We start from the raw sequence: 17,587 nt of genomic DNA, 5'->3' as shown, positions 1-17,587 counted from the left end.
TGGCCGATAATTCTGGCTTGGCAGATGATTCCGGCCTCGCCAGTCATTCGCGGCGTTTGGGGCGCAGCCTCACGACGATGTCGACGTTGGCGATCTCCATCCCTTCCGGAGGCTCCGGCAGGTTGGCAACCGTCACCGGACCGCTGTCGATGTCGAATATACGGTTTTCGCCTTCGATGTAGAAATGGTGGTGGTCGGAGGTGTTGGTGTCGAAATAGGTTTTCGCGCCTTCGACGGCGAGGATGCGCAAAAGTCCCGCCTGGGTAAACTGGTGAAGGGCATTGTAGACGGTGGCCAGCGACACCGGCACGCCGGCGGCAACCGCCTCCTCGTGCAGTTCCTCGGCCGACAGATGCCGGTCGCCCTTGGCGAAAAGCAGATCGGCCAGCGCAATGCGCTGACGCGTCGGCCTCAGCCCGGCTTCACGGACCCGCTTGTCCACAGCGACATTTTCCTTCCGGCCGTCCAGGTCCATCTTCTCGTCGAACCCCACAGTTCCGCCCCAAGACACGCCCAGAATGGCAAAAAAATGAACGTCTGCCGAAACCGGACCTCTCAGGACATATATTCTGTCGTCCGAATGCGATCAATAGCGCGCATTGACCCAGGCAGACGAGCAGGCTAAGCGCAAACGCCGGTTTCCGGCCTGAAACAGATTGTGTTAGGAAACCAACGACAAGGGCACCCGATGGCCCGGAACGATATGGGATGAGATTGATGGCGGGTAAATCCAGCTACGAGTACGACGAATTGCTGGCCTGCGCCCGCGGCGAACTGTTCGGACCGGGCAACGCCCAGCTTCCCTATCCGCCAATGCTGATGTTCGACCGCATCACCGAGATCAGCGAGACCGGCGGTGCCTTCGAGAAGGGTTTTATCCGCGCGGAGTTCGACATCAAGCCGGACCTGTGGTTCTTTGCCTGCCATTTCATCGGCAATCCGATCATGCCGGGGTGCCTCGGCCTCGACGCCATGTGGCAATTGACGGGCTTCTATCTTGGCTGGCTTGGCGAACCCGGGAAGGGAATGGCGCTGTCGACCGGCGAAGTGAAATTCAAGGGCATGGTCACGCCTTCGGTGAAGAAGGTCGAATATGGCATCGACTTCAAGCGCGTGATGCGGGGCCGGCTGGTGCTCGGCATCGCCGATGGCTGGCTGAAGGCGGATGGCGAACCCATATACGCGGCAACGGATTTGAAAGTCGGTCTGTCCAAGCAGTCGGCGGTCGGCTGACCGGCACCCCTGGCCAGCCCCCTTGGCCAGCATCCCTGGAAGGAGTTGCGAATGAGACGTGTCGTAGTCACAGGCCTCGGCATCGTGTCGTCGATCGGCAACAATGCCAACGAGGTGCAAGCCTCGCTGCATGACGCCAGATCAGGCATCAGCTTCTCGGATTCCTTCGCCGAACACGGCTTCCGCTGCCAGGTCTGGGGAGCGCCGACGCTCGATCCATCGGCGATGATCGATCGCCGTGCGATGCGCTTCCTGAGCCAGGGTGCTGCATGGAACCACGTCGCCATGGACCAGGCGATCGCGGATGCGGGCCTCGGCGAGAGCGACATCACCAATGAGCGCACCGGCATCGTCATGGGATCGGGCGGACCATCCACCCGCACCATCGTCGAAGCTGCCGAAACGACGCTGAAGAACGGTAGTCCCAAGCGCATCGGTCCGTTCGCGGTGCCGAAGGCAATGTCGTCGACCGCATCGGCGACGCTTGCCACATGGTTCAAGATCCACGGCGTCAACTACTCGATCTCGTCGGCCTGTTCGACCTCGGCGCATTGCATCGGCAATGGCTATGAATTGATCCAATGGGGCAAGCAGGACATCGTCTTCGCTGGCGGCCACGAGGATCTCGACTGGACGATGTCGGACCTGTTCGACGCCATGGGCGCCATGTCGTCGAAATTCAACGACAAGGCATCGACCGCCTCTCGTGCCTATGACGCCAATCGCGACGGCTTCGTCATTGCCGGCGGCGCCGGTGTGCTGGTGCTGGAAGAGCTTGAGCATGCCAAGGCGCGCGGCGCCAAGATCTATGCCGAGATCGTCGGCTATGGCGCGACGTCGGATGGCTACGACATGGTTGCTCCTTCAGGCGAAGGCGCGGTCCGCTGCATGCGCCAGGCGCTGGCCACGGTTTCCACGCCGGTCGACTACATCAACACCCATGGCACCTCGACGCCGGTGGGAGATTCCAAGGAAATGGGCGCCATCCGCGAGGTGTTCGGCCCAGAGATGCCGTACATCACCTCGACGAAGTCGCTGACCGGCCATTCGCTGGGCGCGGCCGGCGTGCAGGAATCCATCTACTCGATCCTGATGATGCAGGGCGGTTTCATCGGCGAAAGCGCCCATATCGAGACCCTCGACCCCGAATTCGAGGGCATGCCGATCGTGCGAAAGCGCATCGACGACGCCAGGATCGACACTGTTTTGTCCAATTCGTTCGGCTTCGGTGGCACCAACGCCACGCTCGTTTTCCAGCGCTATTCCGCATAAGGATTTGCCGGCCATGGACGGATTGATGAAGGGCAAGCGCGGGCTTGTCATGGGTGTCGCCAACGATCATTCGATCGCCTGGGGCATCGCCCGGAAATTGTCCGAACACGGGGCGGAACTCGCCTTCACCTATCAGGGCGATGCCTTCGGACGCCGGGTCAAGCCGCTGGCCGACAAGCTCGGCGCCTCGCTGGTCGTGCCGTGCGACGTCGAGGACAGCGCTTCGGTCGCCGCCACGTTCGAGACCCTGGGCAACGAATGGGGCGGGCTGGATTTCATCGTCCACGCCATCGGCTTTTCCGACAAGAACGAGTTGAAAGGCCTCTACGCCGACACCAGCCGGGATAATTTCGTCCGCACCATGGTGATCTCCTGCTACTCCTTCACCGAGGTCGCCCGCCATGCGGCCACCTTGATGAAGGACGGCGGATCGATGATCACGCTGACCTATGCGGGCTCCGTCCGCGTCATGCCGAACTACAATGTCATGGGCGTCGCCAAGGCCGGACTGGAGGCCAGCGTGCGCTACCTCGCCAACGATTACGGTCCGCGCGGCATCAGGGTAAACGGCATATCGGCTGGGCCCGTGCGCACGCTCGCCGGCGCCGGCATTTCGGACGCCCGCCACATGTTCTCCTACCAGCAGCGAAACTCGCCACTGCGCCGCACGGTGACCATCGACGAGGTCGGTGGTTCGGCGCTTTATCTGTTGTCGGATCTGTCTTCCGGGGTTACCGGCGAAATCCACTATGTCGATTCCGGCTATCACATCGTTTCCATGCCGACGCTCGACGAATTGAAGCAGACCGACGGCGGGCGAGACTAACGCCTGTCGGCCAAAGGTGCGCGACGGTTTTGAAATGGCGGACATCTGAAAACACGAAGCTTAAAGCGCGCGGCTAAACCCCGTTTCAGCGCCAGTCGCATTGATCCGCTCAAGAAATACTTTCGGTCCAATAAAATTGGATTCATTCGCGGAAACTCATTTTAAGGAGATATCCGCTAGAAAGCCCCGTACTCAGGGGAACTTTCAATGCTCGCCGTCAGTAACCCGAAACGAACACCGGTGTTCCGACTGCTCACCATAGCGAGTTCGGGTCTCGGCAGTTTCGTCCTCGGGCTCTGGGGCCTGAAGCTCGGTCTCGGCGATGGCTTTGCCGGCATCTCCGCCGACATGATGGTCTCGGTGATGGCCGCTCTTTGCGCACTGGCGGCGTCGGTCGCCGCGATGTCCTTCTTCGCCGGCGTCGATGAATCGGCGGATTTCGTCTTCACGGAAACCCATTTCGACAAGCTGACCGGCCTGGTGGCACGTCCGGCGATGGTCGGCAAGATTGCCGAGGCGGCATGCGCGACCAGCCGGACCGGCGAGCCGATGTTCCTCATCGATATCGACATCGACCGGTTCAAGCAGATCAATGACGCCATCGGCTACAGCCAGGGCGACGAGCTGATCCGCGCCTTCACCAAGCGCTTGAAGATGTGCGTGCCGCCGCGCGCGCTGATCGGACGCATCGGCGCCGGTGAATTCGCGATCCTGCTCCCCGACAACCAAGTCGCAGGGTCCTTGGAAAGCACCATAGAGAGGCTCATCGACGAGATGATGGAGCCCTATGATCTCGGTACGCACCTGCAATCGGTCAGCCTGTCGGTCGGCATCGTGGCGATGCCAAAGGACGGTGTCGATCCCGTCCTCATCCTGCGCCGCTCCAATCTGGCGCTGCAGAACGCGCGCGCCAGCGGCGTCGGCAACTGGTCGGTCTTCCATGCCGAAATGGGCAGGGTCGCCGACCATCGCCAGTGGATCGAATCCGAGCTGCATACAGCCTTCGAGCGCGGTGACTTCGACCTTCATTACCAGCCGCAGCTCGATCTCCCGACCGGCCGCATCGTCGGCTACGAAGCGCTGATCCGCTGGCGGCATCCGGAACGCGGCATGATCCCGCCGATGGAGTTCATTCCGATCGCCGAGGAAACCGGCATGATCGGCCCGATCGGCGAATGGGTGCTGCGCAAAGCCTGCAGCGACGCCCGGCATCTGCCCGACGACTGCTTCGTCGCCGTCAACATCTCGCCCGTCCAGTTCATGACCAAGGACTTCGTCGGCATCGTGCGCGACACCATGACGAGCACCGGCATCAAGCCGTCACGGCTGGAATTGGAAGTGACCGAGACGGCGATGATGCAGGATCGCGACCGCGCCGCCGCCATCCTGAAGGAGCTTGCGGATATCGGCATTTCGGTCGCCGTCGATGATTTCGGCACCGGCTATTCCAATTTGAGCTACCTGATCGATTTCTCATTCGGCAAGCTGAAGATCGACCGGTCCTTCGTCAGCCGCCTCGACACGGATTCCAGCTCCGGTGCGGTCGTCTCGACCATCGTCGGGCTTTCGCGCGCGCTCGGCGTCAGCATCATTGCCGAAGGCGTCGAGACCGAAAGCCAGGCGACACTGCTCAGGGCAGCCGGCTGCGAGGTGGTGCAAGGCTACCTGTATGGCAGGCCCGCCCCCCTCAAGATCAGGGTCGGCGACGTGCATATCACCGATGAGGTCCGGCGCGTTGCCAATCTGCATTGAGTGCGACGCGATATCTGTTTTTGAGCATGATCTTTTCCGAAACCGGTATCCACTTTCGGGATCATGCTTCAACGACGAGCGGAAAGCACCTTGAACATGCCGTCACGAGCGAGTTCGGCATGGCTCGAAAAGACAGCCGCCAAGATCGGCTCGTAGGGAAGCTGACGGTTGGCGACCATGAACAGGCGCCCACCCGGCTTCAAGGCCTTGGCCGCCGCTCGGATCATGCCGGCGCCGATCTCCGGCTCGGCCGCCCGGCTGCGGTGAAAGGGCGGGTTCATGGCAATCGCGTCGTAGCGCTTCTCGACTGGTTCCTTCAGCAGATCGATCCAGAAGAAATTCCTGGCGATCGACTGGCTGACCGCTGCCAGATTGAGCTTCGCGGCTTCAAGCGCGGCGAAATCGGCCTCATAGAGGTCGAGCGCCTGAACGCCGGGGGAGCGGGCGGCGATCTCGGCCGCCACATAGCCCCAGCCGGCGCAGAGATCGGCAATGCTGCCACGCAGGTCATTGGGCAGGTTCTCGACCAGCAATTTCGATCCGGTATCGATCCGGTCGAACGAGAACATGCCGGGCGCGGTGTGAAACCGGCCTTCAACCTGCAGAGCGGGGTTGGCAGCGCGCAATTCTTCCGCGGCGGCCAGATCGGCGGGACGTCGCAGCCAGAAGGCAATGCCGTGATATTTGGGCAAATGGCCTTCAAGCGGCACAAGCTCGTCAACGCGCTTGCGCAGGCTGGCAATGCCATCGTCCTTGCCGCCGGCAATGACGACCAGGCCGCCCGGCGCCACGCGCTCAAGCGCCTGCGCGATGCGCACTTCGTTCAGGCCGCGATGCCGGCCGGCAAGCACAAGTGCCATATCGAAGCCATCGCCTTCCACTTGCGCGGTGACGACGAAGCCAGACGCCTGCAGCGCGCTAAAATGCGGCCGGAAGCCCTGCACGAGGTGAAGCGTCGCCTCAAAGCCTTCAGGCAGGCGAAAACCCGGCTCAGCGCCGAGAGACAGGGCGCGCGTGCCCTTTCCCGGCAAAGCAACAGCCTCCGCCTCGAAGGGATGGAAAAGCGTCTTCAACGGCTCGGCGGACATTGTTCGATCTCGACTTGTCTAAGCGCTTTGAAATCCAGGCTGAAAATGAAAACGGGCGCGACATAAGTCGCGCCCGTTTCGATTCATGATCTCAGACCAATCAGGCGGCGTTTTCTTCGCCTTCGGTCTTCTTGTCGCGGGCGAGTTCCTTGCCGGTGGCCTGGTCGACGACCTTCATCGACAGGCGGACCTTGCCGCGCTCGTCGAAGCCCATCAGCTTGACCCAGACCTTGTCGCCTTCCTTGACCACGTCCGAGGTCTTGGCGACCCGGTCGTTGGCAAGCTGCGAGATATGGACGAGGCCGTCACGCGGACCGAAGAAATTGACGAAAGCGCCGAAGTCCGCGGTCTTGACGACTGTACCTTCGTAGATCTCGCCGACTTCCGGCTCGGCGACGATGGTGTGGATCCACTTCTTCGCCGCCTCGATCTCCTTGGCATTGGACGAAGCGATCTTGACCGTGCCGTCGTCCTCGATGTTGATCTTGGCGCCGGTCTTTTCGACGATCTCGCGGATCACCTTGCCGCCCGAGCCGATCACGTCACGGATCTTGTCGGTCGGGATGTGCATCACTTCGATGCGCGGTGCGAACTCACCCAGTTCCGAACGCGCGCCGGTCAGAGCATGCGCCATCTCGCCGAGGATGTGCTGGCGGCCATCCTTGGCCTGGTCCAGCGCGATCTTCATGATCTCCTCGGTGATGCCTTCGATCTTGATATCCATCTGCAGCGAGGTGATGCCGTTGGCGGTGCCGGCGACCTTGAAGTCCATGTCGCCGAGGTGATCCTCGTCGCCGAGGATGTCGGATAGAACGGCGAAACGCTCGCCTTCCTTGATCAGGCCCATGGCGATACCGGCGACGGGCTTGGCCAGCGGCACGCCGGCATCCATAAGCGCCAGCGAGGTGCCGCAGACGGTGGCCATCGACGACGAACCGTTGGACTCGGTGATCTCCGAGACGACACGCAGCGTGTAGGGGAACTGGTCGGCGCTCGGCAGCATCGGGCGAATGGCGCGCCAGGCGAGCTTGCCATGGCCGATTTCGCGGCGACCCGGCGAACCCATGCGGCCGGTCTCGCCGACGGAATAGGGAGGGAAGTTGTAGTGAAGGAGGAACTTCTCCTTATACATGCCGGTCAGCGAATCGACATACTGCTCATCCTCGCCGGTGCCGAGCGTGGCAACGACCAGCGCCTGGGTCTCGCCGCGGGTGAACAGCGCCGAACCGTGGGTGCGCGGCAGGACGCCGACTTCGGAGACGATCTTGCGGACCGTCTTGAGGTCACGGCCATCGATGCGCGAACCGGTGTCGAGGATGTTCCAGCGCACGACCTTGGCCTGGAGTTCCTTGAATACCGAACCGATCTGCTCGGAAGTGTACTTGGCATCTTCGCCTTCGGCCGGGGCAAACGCTGCCTTGACCTTCGCCTTGACGGCGTCGACGGCGGCGTAACGCTTCTGCTTGTCGACGTTCTTGTAGGCATTGCTGAGTTCGTCGCCGACGATCTTCAGCATCTCGGCTTCAAGCGCGGAATAGTCCGGCGCGGTGAAGTCGCGCGGCTCCTTGGCGGCGACTTCGGCCAGCTTTATGATGGCGTCGATGACCGGCTGGAAGCCCTTGTGGCCGAACATGACGGCGCCGAGCATCAGCTCTTCGCCCAATTCCTTGGCTTCGGACTCAACCATCAGCACAGCGTCGGCGGTGCCGGCGACAACGAGGTCGAGCTTGGATTCCTGCATCTCGTCGACATGCGGGTTCAGAACGTATTCGCCGTTGATGTAGCCGACGCGGGCGCCGCCGACTGGGCCCATGAAGGGAACGCCGGAGAGCGTCAGGGCGGCCGAAGTGGCAACGATCGACAAGATGTCGGGATCGTTCTCGAGATCATGCTGGACGACGGTGACGACGATCTGGGTGTCGTTCTTGTAGCCGGAGGCGAAGAGCGGGCGGATCGGGCGGTCGATGAGGCGGGAAACCAGCGTTTCCTTCTCGCTCGGACGGCCTTCACGCTTGAAATAGCCACCCGGGATCTTGCCGGCGGCGTAGGTCTTTTCCTGGTAGTTGACGGTCAGCGGGAAGAAATCGAGGCCGGGCTTCGGCTCCTTCATCGAAACGACGGTGGCGAGGACCTTGGTCTCGCCGTAGGTGGCGAGCACCGCGCCATCAGCCTGGCGCGCGATCTTGCCGGTTTCGAGGATGAGCGGACGACCGCCCCATTCGATTTCCACTTTGTGGTGATTGAACATCTCTTGTCCTTAATATGAGGAAAGGGCCGCGCCGTTTCACGGTGCGCGGAGATGCCCTTTCCCTGGCTTCCTTTCTCGGGCAGCCACGGGCAAGACAACGGGAGGCTCGGGTGTTTCGGCGCGGTGCGCGCGCGAGCGTCCTGCAATCCTGCCCCATGACCGTCCATGGGCGGTTTCGAGTGCCCTCTGCACGATCGAAACCGGGTCTGGCCAGTCGATACGACTGGCAGAATGCGCGACCGGCGGGCTCTCCTTCGAAAGCCCGCCGGTCAATTCGTCAACGACGCAGACCGAGCTTCTCGATCAGCGTCTGGTAGCGCGCGTCGTCCTTGCGCTTGAGATAATCAAGCAGGCTGCGGCGCTGGGAGACGAGAGCAAGCAGACCACGGCGGGAATGGTTATCCTTCTTGTGGTCCTTGAAATGGTCGGTCAGGTTCTTGATGCGCTCGGAAAGGATGGCCACCTGAACTTCCGGAGACCCGGTATCGCCCTTGGCGGTTGCGAATTCACCCATCAATTCCTGTTTGCGCTCGGCAGTAATCGACATCGTGTTTTTCCTTATCTGTTTGAGGAAACGGGTCGCCCTCAGCCGGGATGTCGTCCAGCAGGGGCCGGTGCAAGCAAAGCGTCATAGCGCTAAGCTGCGGCGCATATAGTGCAATTCCCCGGAAAACACCAGCCCAATTCACAAGCCGGCTTTTCAGGCCAAAATGGCAGGTTTATCCCTGTCAAAGCCATTTCTTCCATTTGAAGAAGGCGATCAGCCCGAACGCGACAAGCGCCATGAACAGCAGCGACAAGGGATAGCCGTAGTAGGCCTTCAGTTCCGGCATGTTCCAGGGCGAAGACTCCGGATCGAAATTCATGCCCCAGATGCCGACCAGGAAGGTGAGCGGCATGAAGATGACCGAGACGATGGTGAGATAGCTGATAACGTCGTTGGTGCGCGCCTGGCTCAGCGACAGGTGCATCTCGATCAGGCCGGTCAGCATATCGCGCTGGGTCTCGACCAGCTCGATCAGCCTGAGCGCATGGTCGAGCGTGTCGTTGAGGAAGATCTTGGTCTCGGCCTTCACATAGGGCACATCGTTGCGGATCAGCGTCGCCAGCGCATCGCGCATCGGCCACAGCACGCCTTTCAGCACGTTGGCGTCACGCCGCAATTCATGCAGCTGCCGCATCTGGTGTTTGTGCGGCGAATGCAGCATCTGGTCCTCGATGCTGTCGACCATGTCACCGGCGGCCTCGATCGGCGGAAAATAGCTGTCGACGATGGCATCGATCAGCGCATAGGCAAGGTAGTCGGCGCCGCGGGCGCGCAGCCGGTTGGGCGCCGAACTTTCGATGCGCTTGCGCACCGGATCGAATGGATCGCCTTCCCGCTCCTGGAAGGTAACGACGAAGTTGCTGCCGAAGAAGACGGCGATCTGCTCATAGCGGTGCGAGGTGACATCGTCGATCATCCTGACGACGACGAAGGCATGGTCCTCGAAGAAGTCGACCTTGGGCCGCTGGCCGGTGTTGACGACGTCCTCCAGCGCCAGCGGATGCAGGCTGAAAATGCGGCCGATCTCCTCGATCAGCGGGATGTTGGCGAGGCCGGTGCAGTCGAGCCAGAGGACCGGCCATTTGTCGCAATGGGTATTGAGGTCGTCGATGCTGGCATTTTCGATAGTCTTGAATTTTTCGGGCGAGATCAGCGTCAGACGCAGTTCCGAGCGACGCGCCGACGGGTCGGCGATCAGCGTGCCGGGCGACGCACCGACCGGCGGCCGCCGCGTTTTCGCCGGTGCCCGCGTCTTCACGGTCTCAGCCTTTGCCATATTTCCCTCGTGCGAGTCCTCGCCTCGACATTAGACGACAGGAATCAACCGGCAAAGACCCGCTTGGGCTTGAACATGCCTTGCTCAATGGCACCGATGGCGACCAGCTTGCCGCGCGCCGTGGCGCAGGCTTCTTCGGCTTCCACCGGTGCGTCGCGGCCGCGGATGATGACCGGGTTGCCGAGGCGGATCTTGGTTGCCGCGTCATCGCTGATGGCGATCTGCGGCAGGCAATCGAGGGCAGCCGATGTGTCGACCAGAAGCGCATCGATGGCGTCGAAGTCGATTGGCGCTTCCACCTTGTCGGCAGCCTCTGCCTTGTCAGCGGCTTCTGTCGTGTCCGAGCTGTCGACCTCCTCCACACCGAAACGGGCGGCTTCCAGTTCGGCGATGGTGACGAAGTCTTCCGAGGTGAACGGCTCGACCTCGACCCGGCGCAATTCGGAGATGTGACCGAAGCAGCCGATGTCGCGGCCCATGTCGCGGGCCAGCGAGCGCACATAGGTGCCCTTGCCGCACTCGACCTCGAAAACAGTATGGTCGGCGCCATGCTCGACAACGTCCAGACGGCCGATCTCGATCTCTCGCGCGGGTATGTCGACCGTCGCGCCGTCGCGGGCCAGATCATAGGCGCGCTCGCCTGCGATCTTGATGGCCGAGAATTGCGGCGGCGTCTGCATGATGACGCCAGTGTATTTCGGCAGCAGGGCGAGCACTTGGGCTTCCGACGGACGCAGGTCGGATTCTTTCGTCACCGGACCTTCGAGATCATCGGTCGAACGCTCCTGTCCCCAGGCAACGGTGAAGCGATAGATTTTGGCGCCGTCCTGCACGTAAGGCACGGTCTTGGTAGCCTCGCCAAGCGCGATCGGCAGCATGCCGGATGCCAGCGGGTCGAGCGTGCCTGCATGGCCGGCCTTTTCCGCCTGGAACAGCCATTTGATCTTGGAGACCGCTTCAGTCGAGCCCATGCCGACCGGCTTGTCCAGGATCAGCCAGCCCGAGATCGGCCGGCCCTTCTTCTTGCCGCGACGCGCCACTATTCGGTGTCCTTGTTGTCGTCTTTGTCCTGGTCTGCGTTTTCCTGGTCCTCAGGACCCAGATCGCGCGCCACTTCCGGCGATTTCAAGAGGTCGTTGATCCTGGCAAAATTGTCGAAGGAGGTGTCGAGCTTGAAGCGGAACTCCGGCATGAACTTCATCTGCCGCAGCGCGCCGGAGACACGGCCACGGACGAATTTCGCATGCTTGTTCAGCGCCTCGACCACCGCATCGGCATCCTTGGCGCCGAGCGGCGAGACGAAAGCGGTAGCGACCTTCAAATCGGGCGACATGCGCACTTCCGAGACCGACACCACGGTGTTCTCGATCAGCGGATCGATGATCTCGCCGCGCTGCAGGGTTTCGGATAGCGCATGGCGCACCTGTTCGGCGACGCGCAGCATGCGCTGGGATGGGCTGGATGCGGTTGGACGGGGCATTTTTCTCAATCCTGAAAGCGTGAGGCGCGGGATGGAACCGTGCCGCATGTCTCATATGGGCATTCTCAATAGACTTGGGGCGGCGGCCTTTCGACCACCGCCCGGTATGGACAAGTCACTCGAACTCAGAGTGTCCGGGTCACCATCTCGACGCGGAAGCACTCGATGACGTCGCCGACGCGCATGTCCTCGTAGTTCTGGAAGGCCATGCCGCACTCCTGGCCGCCGGGGACTTCCGAAACTTCGTCCTTGAAGCGCTTCAGCGTCTTCAGCGTGCCTTCGTGGATGACGACGTTGTCGCGGATCAGGCGCACGCCCGCACCACGCTCGACCTTGCCTTCGGTGACACGGCAGCCGGCGATCTTGCCGACCTTGGTGATGTCGAAGATTTCGAGGATCTGCGCATTGCCGATGAAAGTCTCGCGACGCTCCGGCGACAACAGGCCCGACAGAGCCGCCTTCACGTCATCCACAAGGTTGTAGATGATCGAGTAGTAGCGGATCTCGATGCCAGCCGCCGCAGCAGCGGCACGTGCCTGGACGTTGGCGCGGACGTTGAAGCCGATGATCGCGGCACCCGAAGTCTCGGCCAGCGACACGTCGCTTTCGGTGATGGCGCCGGCACCGGCATGGACGATGCGTGCACGAACCTCGTCGGTACCGAGCTTGTCGAGTGCGGCGTTGATCGCCTCGATCGAGCCCTGCACGTCGCCCTTGATGACCAGCGGGAATTCCTTCAGCCCGCTTGTCTGCAACTGCGACATCATCTGCTCGAGCGAACCGCGCTGGCCGGCATGCTTGGCAACCGCCTTCTCGCGCGCCAGACGCTGGCGGTATTCGGTGATCTCGCGGGCACGGGCCTCGTTGTTGACCACGGCGAAGCGATCGCCGGCCTGCGGGGTGCCCTGCAAGCCAAGCACTTCCACCGGCATCGCCGGCGGCGCTTCCTTGATCTGCACGCCACGATCGTTGACCAGCGCACGCACCCGGCCCCATTCATTGCCGGCAACGAGGATGTCGCCCGGCATCAGCGTGCCGGTCTGCACCAGCACGGTGGCAACGGGACCACGGCCCTTGTCGAGCTGGGCCTCGATGACGACGCCTTCGGCGGTACGGTCCGGATTGGCCTTCAGGTCGAGAATTTCGGCCTGCAGCAGGATCGCCTCGAGCAGTTTGTCGAGATTGGTGCCCTTGGTCGCCGACACTTCGACGTCCAGAACTTCACCGCCCATGGATTCGACGAAAACCTCGTGGCGCAGCAGTTCGGAGCGCACCTTCTGCGGATCGGCATCATGCTTGTCGATCTTGTTGATCGCCACGATGATCGGAACGCCGGCCGCCTTGGCATGGCTGATCGATTCGATCGTCTGCGGCATGACGCTGTCATCGGCCGCAACCACCAGGATGGCGATGTCGGTCGCCTGGGCGCCACGAGCACGCATCGCCGTGAAGGCGGCGTGGCCGGGCGTGTCGATGAAGGTGATCTTGTGACCATTCTTCTCGACCTGGTAGGCGCCGATATGCTGGGTGATGCCGCCGGCTTCGCCGGAGACGACATTGGCGTTGCGGATCGCGTCGAGCAGCGAGGTCTTGCCATGATCGACGTGACCCATGATCGTCACGACCGGCGGACGCGAAACCAGGTCCTCGGCATTGTCGGCGATGTTGAACAGGCCTTCCTCGATGTCGGATTCGGCGACGCGGCGGACCGTGTGGCCGAATTCGGTGGCGACCAGCTCGGCCGTGTCGGCGTCGATGACGTCGCCCGGCTTCAGGATCTGGCCCTGCTTCATGAAGAACTTGACCAGGTCGACCGCGCGCTCGGACATGCGTTGCGCCAGTTCCTGGATGGTGATGGTCTCTGGCAGGATCACTTCGCGCATGACTTTCTCGCGCGGCTCATTGTGCATCGCGCGCTTGAATTTTTCCTGGCGGCGACGCATCGACGACAGCGAACGGGCTCGCGCATCTTCGTCGGACAATGCCGAATTCAGCGTCAGCTTGCCACGGCGGCGATCTTCCTCGCTCTTGGTCGGCTTGGCCGGACGCGCCACTTCAGGCGTGACCGGACGGCGCACCGGGGCGCCGGCACCAACCCGCTTCGGCTTGGCCACTTCCTCGTCATCGACTGTTGCCAGTTCGGCAGCCAATGGCGCGCGGCGACGCGCCTCTTCCTCGGCCCGACGGCGGGATTCGGCCTCGGTCTGCAACCGTGCTTCTTCCTCGGCCTGGCGGCGCGCGGATTCATCGCGTTCGCGCTTGCGGCGCTCTTCGTCCTCGGCGCGACGCTTGGCATCCTCGGCGGCGCGCTGGCGGTCCTCGACCTCGCGAACCTTCGAGCCCTCGAGCGCCCTGCGGCGTGCTTCCATTTCACTGCGCGACAGTTCGTTCAGCACCATGCCGCTGCGCTCGACCGGGGCCGGGGGCGGCGGGGGTGGCGGCGCCTTCGGTGCTTCCGGCACGACGACGGGTGCGGCCACGACCGCCGGCTTCGGTGTGAAGACGGGGGCGGCAACAGGCTCCGGCTTGTCGCCGGGCATCGAGAACTTGCGCTTCTTGGTTTCGACGACGACCTGCTTGGTGCGGCCGTGCGAGAAGTTCTGGCGCACAGTGCCCTGTTCCATACCGGGGCGCTTCAGCGTCAAGGTCTTCTTCGGCGTCACACTCAGCGTATTGTCGTCACCCGATTTCGTATCGCTCATTCCATATCCTCTGCGGCATCATCTTCGTCAGCAACAGCCGCAAGCATTGCCAGATCGTCCGGGGAACCGCCCCGATACCGGTCGAGCGCAACCATGCGCTTCTGGACCGCCCTGCCCGCGTCTCCCGCGAGAACGGCAGCATGTATCACATTTGTACCCCCCAATGCCAAGCTCAACTCGGCCTCGGAGAAAAGTTTGTAGGCAAGGATAGCGGGCCCACCGAGATGGACCGTCGCCCGTCGCGCCTGGCTGATCTTGCGCACGCCGTCATCGGACGCCTCGGAAGCATGCAGCACGAAAAGCGCCAATCCGCCGCGCACCGCGCTCTCGACCTTGGTAGCACCAAGCGAAATTGCGCCTGCCTTGCGGGCAAGACCAAGCATGCCCAGAGCGTGCCTGGAAAGCAGCCCGTCGACCATGCCGCCAAGATCGGGCGGCACGACCACCTGTGCCTTGAAGGCGCGGGCAAAGAGGTTCTTCGCCGCAGCCTTGTCGATATGTAGGCGGTCGGCGCTCACCCAGCAACCGCGGCCGGGCAGATTTCTCTTGATGTCGGGAACGACGGCCGAATCCGGGCCGACGACGAACCGGATCAGATCATCCGGTTCGGCTTGTTTGCGCGTAACGATGCAGGTGCGATCGTTCATCTCGTCCAAGGGCGGGTTCGGTGCGATGCGGTTTCACCTCACGCACCAACGGCTTCGTCAGCCGAGACTTCTTCGGCTGCAAGCTCGTCTTCGGTGATCCAGCCGGCCTTGAGGCGGGCGGCCAGAACCATCTGTTCGGCGTCTGCGCGGGTCACGCCATGATTGGCCAGCACGCCCGGATAGACTTTTGTCTCGCCGTCCTTGCGTTCCTTCCAGCCGGTCAGGTCGTCGGCGGCATAGCCGGCGAAATCCTCGATCGTCTTCACGCCGTCCTCGCCAAGCGTCACCATCATGGCGGTGGTGACGCCGGGGATTTCGCGCAATTCGTCCGAAACGCCGAGCGCCTTGCGCTTGTCGTCGTGCTCGGCCTCGATCTTCTCCAGATATTCGCGGGCGCGGGTCTGGATTTCCGAAGCGGTGTCCTCGTCGAAACCGTCGATAGAAGCGATCTCGCCGGAATCGACATAAGCGACTTCCTCAACGCTGGTGAAGCCTTCGGAGGCCAGCACCTGGCCGACCATCTCGTCGACGTCGAGGGCTTCCATGAACAGCGACGAACGCTCGACGAATTCCTTCTGGCGGCGCTCGGATTCTTCGGCTTCGGTCAGGATGTCGATATCCCAGCCGGTCAGCTGCGAAGCCAGACGCACATTCTGGCCGCGGCGACCGATGGCCAGCGACAGCTGGTCGTCGGGAACCACGACTTCGATGCGTTCGGCATCCTCGTCGAGCACGACCTTGGCGACTTCCGCCGGCTGCAGCGCATTGACGATGAAGGACGCCGCAGAAGGCGACCACGGAATGATGTCGATCTTCTCACCCTGCAATTCGCCGACGACCGCCTGGACGCGGCTGCCGCGCATGCCGACGCAGGCGCCGACCGGATCGATCGAAGAGTCCCGCGAGATGACGGCGATCTTGGCGCGCGAACCTGGGTCGCGGGCGACCGACTTGATCTCGATGATGCCGTCATAGATTTCCGGCACTTCCATGGTGAACAGCTTGGCCATGAACTGCGGATGGGTGCGCGACAGGAAAATCTGCGGGCCGCGCTGCTCGCGGCGCACATCGTAGACATAGGCGCGGACGCGGTCGCCATATTTGTAGTTCTCGCGCGGGATCAGCTCATCGCGACGGATGATCGCTTCGCCGCGGCCGAGATCGACGATGACATTGCCGTATTCGACGCGCTTGACGGTACCGTTGACGATCTCGCCGATGCGGTCCTTGTACTCGTCATACTGGCGGTCGCGTTCGGCCTCGCGGACCTTCTGGACGATGACCTGCTTGGCCGACTGGGCGGCGATGCGGCCGAAATCCATGGGCGGCAGCTGTTCGGCGATGAAGTCGCCGAGCTGGGCGTCGGGATTGCGCTCGCGAGCCGAGGAAATGGCGATCTGCGTGGCGTAGTCATCGACCTTCTCGACCACTTCCATCAGCCGCTGCAGTTTCATCTCACCGGTGTTCGGGTTGATGTCGGCGCGGATGTTGGTCTCCTGACCGTAACGCGAGCGCGCCGCCTTCTGGATCGCATCGGCCATGGCGGCGATGACGATCGACTTGTCGATCGACTTTTCACGCGCGACCGCGTCGGCGATCTGCAGCAATTCAAGTCTGTTGGCGCTTACAACCATCGTTTTTCTCCCGAGCTTGTTTGCCGGACCTTTGCGCCCGGCAGCTCAATCATAGTTCCTGTTCGTGTTCTTCCGTGGCGTCCGCTTCCGCACCCGACTCGTCGTCGTCCGGTTCGCCACGGCGCTTCTTGGCTTCCTTGCGCGCCCTGTTGTCCTTCGACAGGGCATCGCGGATGAGATCGTCGGTCAGGATCAGGCGCACATCGGCAATCGCGTCATAGGGGACGCGCACCGTCGGCTCCTCGCCATAGGCTGCCTTGTCGCGCTCGATCAGCACATCGTCTTCGCCGGCTTCGGCGATCTTGCCCTTGAAGCGCTTGCGGTCGGCGACGACGATCGATGTTTCCATTTTCACCAGATGACCCGTCCAGGTCGTGAAATCCGATTTGCGGACCAGCGGCCGGTCGATGCCGGGCGACGAGACTTCAAGATGGTAGGCCTTTTCGATCGGATCATCGACATCGAGCGCCGGCGACACCGCGCGGCTGACCTCTTCGCAATCCTCGACGGTCATGGTGCCGTCCTCGCGTTCGGCCATGATCTGCAGCGTCAGCCCGTTCTGGCCCGACAGATGCACCCGCACGAGGCGGAAGCCGATGCCGCGCAGAACCGGCTGGACGATCAGCGCGATGCGCGCATCGATGCCGCTTTCGCGGATGATGCGATCGTCGCCCTCGCTTGCCGTTGCAGTCATTGAAGCCCTGTCGTTCTCTACCAAGTTATCGGCAGGTAATAAAAAAGAGCGGGACCGGGTGGACCCACTCTTCGTCATACCGACCAAGAATTTGAGGCTGATATAGACGATCGCGGCCTGTGTTTCAAGCCCGCTATGCTGGTCGGGCAACGCTGCCATCGAGGTGGCCCCCGCCAGCGTTGCATGGA

General features: G+C 62.3%; 14 protein-coding genes and 2 pseudogenes. 4 read left to right on the top strand and 12 right to left on the bottom strand.

Annotated features, from left to right (window positions below):
* Window positions 1-43: 43 nt before the first annotated feature.
* A complete protein-coding gene (gene irrA / locus LB519_RS02580) occupies window positions 44-475 on the bottom strand; it encodes an iron response transcriptional regulator IrrA (RefSeq protein WP_024503471.1) in 432 nt (143 codons plus the stop codon).
* A gap of 242 nt (window positions 476-717) precedes the next feature.
* Between irrA and fabA the strand changes: the two genes are divergently transcribed.
* The 4 genes from fabA (at window position 718) to LB519_RS02560 (ending at window position 5,083) form a co-directional block, all read left to right on the top strand.
* Window positions 718-1,233 carry a 3-hydroxyacyl-[acyl-carrier-protein] dehydratase FabA gene (fabA, locus tag LB519_RS02575; RefSeq protein ID WP_013527885.1) on the top strand — a complete coding sequence of 172 codons (516 nt, stop codon included), beginning with the start codon at window positions 718-720 and terminating at the stop codon, window positions 1,231-1,233.
* A 51-nt stretch (window positions 1,234-1,284) separates the two neighbouring features.
* On the top strand, window positions 1,285-2,505 hold the full coding sequence (gene fabB, locus LB519_RS02570) for a beta-ketoacyl-ACP synthase I (RefSeq protein ID WP_013527886.1): 1,221 nt from the start codon (window positions 1,285-1,287) through the stop codon (window positions 2,503-2,505).
* A 13-nt stretch (window positions 2,506-2,518) separates the two neighbouring features.
* Window positions 2,519-3,331: an enoyl-ACP reductase FabI gene (gene fabI, locus LB519_RS02565; protein WP_013527887.1), complete on the top strand. Its 813-nt coding sequence runs from the start codon at window positions 2,519-2,521 to the stop codon at window positions 3,329-3,331.
* 207 nt (window positions 3,332-3,538) lie between these two features.
* Window positions 3,539-5,083 (top strand): putative bifunctional diguanylate cyclase/phosphodiesterase, encoded by a 1,545-nt coding sequence (locus LB519_RS02560; protein ID WP_024503468.1) that lies wholly within the window; start codon window positions 3,539-3,541, stop codon window positions 5,081-5,083.
* Window positions 5,084-5,151: 68 nt separating this feature from the next.
* Here the strand turns inward: LB519_RS02560 and LB519_RS02555 are convergent, their stop codons facing one another.
* From LB519_RS02555 to rimP, 11 genes and pseudogenes are all read right to left on the bottom strand, one after another.
* On the bottom strand, window positions 5,152-6,171 hold the full coding sequence (locus LB519_RS02555) for a class I SAM-dependent methyltransferase (RefSeq protein WP_224618568.1): 1,020 nt from the start codon (window positions 6,169-6,171) through the stop codon (window positions 5,152-5,154).
* Between the two features lie 100 nt (window positions 6,172-6,271).
* On the bottom strand, window positions 6,272-8,419 hold the full coding sequence (pnp, locus tag LB519_RS02550) for a polyribonucleotide nucleotidyltransferase (RefSeq protein WP_013527890.1): 2,148 nt from the start codon (window positions 8,417-8,419) through the stop codon (window positions 6,272-6,274).
* 277 nt (window positions 8,420-8,696) lie between these two features.
* Window positions 8,697-9,008, bottom strand: a complete 312-nt coding sequence (rpsO, locus tag LB519_RS02545; RefSeq protein ID WP_269470859.1) for a 30S ribosomal protein S15 — start codon at window positions 9,006-9,008, stop codon at window positions 8,697-8,699.
* Between the two features lie 139 nt (window positions 9,009-9,147).
* The gene (gene corA, locus LB519_RS02540) at window positions 9,148-10,242 is read right to left on the bottom strand and encodes a magnesium/cobalt transporter CorA (protein ID WP_013527891.1); all 1,095 of its coding nucleotides are present in this window, start codon (window positions 10,240-10,242) and stop codon (window positions 9,148-9,150) included.
* A 44-nt stretch (window positions 10,243-10,286) separates the two neighbouring features.
* Window positions 10,287-10,526, bottom strand: a pseudogene (truB, locus tag LB519_RS31385) (tRNA pseudouridine(55) synthase TruB); the annotation flags it as partial.
* 86 nt (window positions 10,527-10,612) lie between these two features.
* Window positions 10,613-11,282: pseudogene (gene truB, locus LB519_RS02535) on the bottom strand (tRNA pseudouridine(55) synthase TruB); the annotation flags it as partial.
* Complete coding sequence (rbfA, locus tag LB519_RS02530) at window positions 11,282-11,722, bottom strand: 30S ribosome-binding factor RbfA (RefSeq protein WP_024503464.1); 441 nt, start codon at window positions 11,720-11,722, stop codon at window positions 11,282-11,284. The gene rbfA and the pseudogene truB (LB519_RS02535), both read right to left, overlap by 1 nt.
* Before the next feature lie 125 nt (window positions 11,723-11,847).
* Complete coding sequence (infB, locus tag LB519_RS02525; RefSeq protein ID WP_013527894.1) at window positions 11,848-14,424, bottom strand: translation initiation factor IF-2; 2,577 nt, start codon at window positions 14,422-14,424, stop codon at window positions 11,848-11,850.
* A complete protein-coding gene (locus LB519_RS02520; RefSeq protein ID WP_024503463.1) occupies window positions 14,421-15,071 on the bottom strand; it encodes an RNA-binding protein in 651 nt (216 codons plus the stop codon). The genes infB and LB519_RS02520 overlap by 4 nt, the downstream gene beginning before the upstream one ends.
* 38 nt (window positions 15,072-15,109) lie before the next feature.
* Window positions 15,110-16,705: a transcription termination factor NusA gene (gene nusA / locus LB519_RS02515; protein ID WP_013527896.1), complete on the bottom strand. Its 1,596-nt coding sequence runs from the start codon at window positions 16,703-16,705 to the stop codon at window positions 15,110-15,112.
* 49 nt (window positions 16,706-16,754) lie between these two features.
* Complete coding sequence (rimP, locus tag LB519_RS02510; protein WP_013527897.1) at window positions 16,755-17,399, bottom strand: ribosome maturation factor RimP; 645 nt, start codon at window positions 17,397-17,399, stop codon at window positions 16,755-16,757.
* Between the last annotated feature and the right edge of the window lie 188 nt (window positions 17,400-17,587).

This window comes from Mesorhizobium sp. AD1-1 (assembly GCF_020164655.1).
Taxonomy (GTDB): domain Bacteria; phylum Pseudomonadota; class Alphaproteobacteria; order Rhizobiales; family Rhizobiaceae; genus Mesorhizobium; species Mesorhizobium ciceri.
This window is presented reverse-complemented; position numbering and strand designations above follow the sequence as displayed.

Excerpts from the sequence above, each read along its gene's own strand:
- irrA (WP_024503471.1), bottom strand. The coding sequence starts at position 475 with ATGGACCTGGACGGCCGGAAGGAAAATGTCGCTGTGGACAAGCGGGTC.
- fabA (WP_013527885.1), top strand. The coding sequence starts at position 718 with ATGGCGGGTAAATCCAGCTACGAGTACGACGAATTGCTGGCCTGCGCC.
- fabB (WP_013527886.1), top strand. The coding sequence starts at position 1,285 with ATGAGACGTGTCGTAGTCACAGGCCTCGGCATCGTGTCGTCGATCGGC.
- fabI (WP_013527887.1), top strand. The coding sequence starts at position 2,519 with ATGGACGGATTGATGAAGGGCAAGCGCGGGCTTGTCATGGGTGTCGCC.
- LB519_RS02560 (WP_024503468.1), top strand. The coding sequence starts at position 3,539 with ATGCTCGCCGTCAGTAACCCGAAACGAACACCGGTGTTCCGACTGCTC.
- LB519_RS02555 (WP_224618568.1), bottom strand. The coding sequence starts at position 6,171 with ATGTCCGCCGAGCCGTTGAAGACGCTTTTCCATCCCTTCGAGGCGGAG.
- pnp (WP_013527890.1), bottom strand. The coding sequence starts at position 8,419 with ATGTTCAATCACCACAAAGTGGAAATCGAATGGGGCGGTCGTCCGCTC.
- corA (WP_013527891.1), bottom strand. The coding sequence starts at position 10,242 with ATGGCAAAGGCTGAGACCGTGAAGACGCGGGCACCGGCGAAAACGCGG.
- rbfA (WP_024503464.1), bottom strand. The coding sequence starts at position 11,722 with ATGCCCCGTCCAACCGCATCCAGCCCATCCCAGCGCATGCTGCGCGTC.
- infB (WP_013527894.1), bottom strand. The coding sequence starts at position 14,424 with ATGAGCGATACGAAATCGGGTGACGACAATACGCTGAGTGTGACGCCG.
- LB519_RS02520 (WP_024503463.1), bottom strand. The coding sequence starts at position 15,071 with ATGAACGATCGCACCTGCATCGTTACGCGCAAACAAGCCGAACCGGAT.
- nusA (WP_013527896.1), bottom strand. The coding sequence starts at position 16,705 with ATGGTTGTAAGCGCCAACAGACTTGAATTGCTGCAGATCGCCGACGCG.
- rimP (WP_013527897.1), bottom strand. The coding sequence starts at position 17,399 with ATGACTGCAACGGCAAGCGAGGGCGACGATCGCATCATCCGCGAAAGC.